The 3,720-nt window shown below is 60.4% G+C and carries 4 protein-coding genes and 1 pseudogene; 2 read left to right on the forward strand and 3 right to left on the reverse strand.

Annotated features, from left to right (window positions below; translation table 11 throughout):
• Nucleotides 1–436 (forward strand): annotated as a pseudogene (locus EOA36_RS30405) (LysE family transporter); the annotation flags it as partial.
• Here EOA36_RS30405 and EOA36_RS30410 read toward each other — a convergent pair.
• Together EOA36_RS30410 and EOA36_RS37480 are read right to left on the reverse strand one after the other, a co-directional pair.
• A complete protein-coding gene (locus EOA36_RS30410) occupies nt 402–710 on the reverse strand; it encodes a transcriptional regulator (protein WP_127280633.1) in 309 nt (102 codons plus the stop codon). The pseudogene EOA36_RS30405 and the gene EOA36_RS30410 sit on opposite strands and share 35 nt — an antisense overlap.
• A gap of 516 nt (nt 711–1,226) precedes the next feature.
• Nucleotides 1,227–1,580, reverse strand: coding sequence for a hypothetical protein (locus tag EOA36_RS37480; RefSeq protein ID WP_189553437.1), 354 nt, complete (start codon nt 1,578–1,580; stop codon nt 1,227–1,229).
• 413 nt (nt 1,581–1,993) lie between these two features.
• Between EOA36_RS37480 and EOA36_RS30420 the strand changes: the two genes are divergently transcribed.
• Entirely contained in the window at nt 1,994–2,590 is a 597-nt protein-coding gene (locus tag EOA36_RS30420; protein ID WP_127280634.1) for a glutathione S-transferase, read from the forward strand.
• 65 nt (nt 2,591–2,655) lie between these two features.
• Here the strand turns inward: EOA36_RS30420 and EOA36_RS30425 are convergent, their stop codons facing one another.
• Complete coding sequence (locus EOA36_RS30425) at nt 2,656–3,312, reverse strand: outer membrane protein (protein ID WP_127280635.1); 657 nt, start codon at nt 3,310–3,312, stop codon at nt 2,656–2,658.
• Between the last annotated feature and the right edge of the window lie 408 nt (nt 3,313–3,720).

Raw genomic sequence — 3,720 nt, forward strand, 5'->3', positions numbered from 1 at the left:
CTTTCGGGAGCCTCCATGGACCTTGCCACCATCAGGCTCTGGACCGCCGCGCCGGTGGTGCCGGAGCTGAAACCTGTCTCCGGGCGGGGGGCTGTTGTCGATCTTCGCCACGGGTGTCGCACACAATCTCGGCAATCCGAAAATGCCGTTGTTCTATGTGGCGCTGCTGCCGAACGTCGTCGGAACCTCGCTCGCATCAGCGCATCTCGGCATCCTGATCGCGGTGATCCTGGCTGTCGAAATTGTGGTGGTCGGCGGGCACGTCGTTCTCGCCGGCCGCGCTCGTAGTCTGCTGCGAACACCCAGGATCGTGCGACGGGTGAACCGCGCGGCAGGCGGGGTGATGATCGGCGCCGGCGTCGCGGTCGTCGCCACGTGCCGATGTTCGCTTCGTCGCTGGGCTATTTCCTGCGTTGTGCCTCGGCCTGATCGATGATCTTGCGAAGAAAGGCGATGTGACCGCGAAAGGCCCGCCGTCCTGCCGTCGTGGCGCTGACCCGTGTCTGCGGCCGACGCCCGACAAAAAGTTTTTCAATGTCGACATAGCCAGCTCTGGCCAGTGTGTCGAGATGTGCCCCGAGATTGCCGTCGGTGGCTTCGATCATGGCTTTCAACTGGGTGAACTCCAAGGCCTCGCGCCTTTCCAGCGTGTTCAGGACGGCCATGATCCTGAGACGCGTACTCTGGTGGATAATGTCGTCGGCGCTCATCAATGGCTCCAATGCGGCAAAGCCTTGGCCTGTCGCCGTGTGACTCGGCAATCCCTGCCAGCGGGTGTCACTTGCCTTTGTATGACCGAAATCGAAGGCGCGATCGGACTCCGTGACAGAATACTCTGCCATACAGAGTATTCTGTCAATCAGAATGCTGCTGCTCGAAACATGCTTGACAAGGTGATCTTCAGATCGGACGTCGCATCGCGCTCGTGATCCGCACGGACCGCTCTCTTGCAAAAGATGATCGCCTCGATGAAACGGCAAGTCATGATCTTCACGACCAAAGATCGTGCGTGAAGTTGCTCGCTAATCTTCGAAGCTTGATGGCGAGCTCGCATCGCGAATGCCGATGTCGAATTGCTGGCGATGTCGGAAGATCAACCGCGGATTTTTCCGGTGATGAGTGTGATTGTGTGGCGATCGCAACCAAAATTTAAGGTGAGAAAATCATACCATTGCTTCGCTGGCTAGCGAGACGCGAGTCAGATATGCATTGCGCGCCGGGGTCATTCACGGCCATCGGCATAACGTGAAGGGGCATGACATGGCTAAGCAGTCATCTAAAGCGCCGGCATCCAAGACACCGGCAAAGAAAGCACCCGCAAAAGCAGTCGCGGCGAAGGCCGCTACGGCAGTGAAGAAAGCAGCGCCTGCGAAGGCGGCGGCAAAGCCCGCAGCCAAGAAGGCAGCACCCGCCAAGGCTGCGGCGAAGCCCGCCGCGAAGGCCGCGGCAAGGCCAGCCATGAAAGCAGCAGCAGCCGCAACCAAGCCGGCGGTGAAGAAAGCCGCCGCCCCGAAGGCAAAGGCAGCGCCTGCGAAAGCGAAGGCTCCGGCCAAGAAGTAGACGGAGCGTTGGGGCGTCACGTGTCCTTCGGGACACGGCAAGGACGCTCTGACGTTCTGTGTCGGAGCATATTCGGCAGCGGGTTCAGCCTTCGGGGCTGAGCGTCGGTAACGGGCCGAGGGGCAAGCAAAGCGAGGCGCCGGTTGGCTGCCTCGCTCGCCCCACTCTTTCGCTCCTGCCGTGGTTGGCGAAGGTCACGGCACGGCTTCTGGCGCCTCTGAAGTATGGGCGCCTGTGAAGTGTGAATGCAGGTTCGAATTCCAGCGGCTTGCCGTCGTGCCTGCTGATGCTTTCCAGGCTGCTGCTTTCAGGCTTGTGGTGATGCCAGGACGGAAACCGCGGCCGGTTTCTGGCTGCTGTTTTTTTGCACTCTGGCAATTGATCGCAACAGCCCTGCGGTCGACACTGGATGTCCGCAAACAGGAAACCGATCATGCCGAAGCTGCTCTACGCGTCCACCTCTCCCTACAGCTCCAAGGTAAGGATGGCCGCGGCCTATGCCGGGATCGCCATCGATGAGGTGCCGGTCAAGACCGAGGACAGGCCGGCCGAACTGATCGGCGCCAATCCGCTCGGCAAGATCCCGGTGCTGGTGCTCGATGATGGCCGTTCTGTTCACGACAGCCGAGCCATCACCCAGCACCTCAACCGGATTTCGAAGAACGCGTTGTTTCCACGCAATCCCGACAAGCGTCTGGAAGCGGAAGTGCTGGAGGCGCTGGCCGACGGTATCTGCGATTGCGCGCTGTCGATGGTCTATGAGCGCCGCACCCGGCCCGACGAAATGGTTTATCAACCCTGGCTTGACCGCCAGTGGGCGAAGATCACCGTCGCACTCGATTTGCTCAATGCCAATCCGCCAAAACTGCCGAAGAAGATCACGGCCGGTCAGATGGCGTTGCGTGCCTGCCTTGGCTATCTCTCTTTGCGCTTCGCCGGGAAATGGGAAAAGGGCCGCGGCCGGTTGACCCGCTGGGCCGCACGCTTCGACGAAAAATTCCCGGAGCTGAAGTCGGCGGTTCCCGCCTAAAAACGACCCGCAATAAAAAAGCCGGGCGCGAGGCCCGGCTTTTTCGTGTCGTGGCTTGGACGGACTTAGAACTTCATACCGAGGCCGAAGGTGACGCGGTTGTCCGTCGCCTTGACCTTGCCGATACCGTCGAAGCTCTTCGAGCCGAAGTCGGTGTAGCGATACTCGACGCGGCCGAACACGTTGTCGGTCAGCTTGATGTCGGTGCCGACGCCGGCGGTCCAGCCGATCATCGTAGCGGTGTCGCTGGCGAGGAGGTCGGAGTCTTCCACTTTCAGGCTTCTGCCGGCGAGACCGCCGGTGCCGTAGAGCAGGATTTCCGGGGTCACGGCATAGCCCAGACGGGCACGCAGCGAACCTTCGAAGCCACCCTTGGAGTGGATACCATTGTCGTCACCCTTGACGCCGTTGTAGCCGAGTTCGGCTTCACCGCCGTACACGAAGTTCTCCTGCTGCCATTGGTAGCCGCCGAAGACACTGCCGTCGAAACCCTTGGTGTCGGTCGAGAACCCAAGATCCTTTTCCTTGGTCTTGCCGCTGAAGCCGTAGCCGAGGTTGATACCGGCATAAGGGCCGGCCCACGAAGCGACCGGAAGTTCGGCAACCGGAGCGGGTGCCGGCGGCTCTTCCTGAACGACGTCCGCTGCATAAGCGGTACCACCGAGGGCGAAGAGCCCGATTGCGACAGCCAGCGGCCGTGCGAATTTGAGATTGGCTTGCATTGTTCTTTACTCCTTAAGCCACAGGACACAGGCTTGTTTCTCACGATCGCCATCAACCCGTCCGGGGGGTGAAACGGGTCTGGCGTTCGTCGGTTCCAAATGTCGTGTCAAAATGCGGCTGAACCGAACCTGAACTTGGGTCATTCCCCGGCACGAATGAGGCAGAACCTTGACGTTGCATCTTCGCAACAGCGAAATGTCAGCAGCCAGTTTATGCTGCGCTGCACACCGCTTGGTGCAAGGAGTCCAGCGTCCTATATTGCTGTCCGGCGGTTCCGAGTCCAAGAGGGCTCGGCATGCCGAACGGGCACTTCGCCACAATGCTGCCCCAGGTGCGAACACCATTTAACGCATGCCGGGCCATATTTCGCCGGCGTCGCGTTTTCGGGCCGAAATTGAGGATTGACA

Source organism: Mesorhizobium sp. M8A.F.Ca.ET.021.01.1.1, assembly GCF_003998025.1.
Classification (GTDB): domain Bacteria; phylum Pseudomonadota; class Alphaproteobacteria; order Rhizobiales; family Rhizobiaceae; genus Mesorhizobium.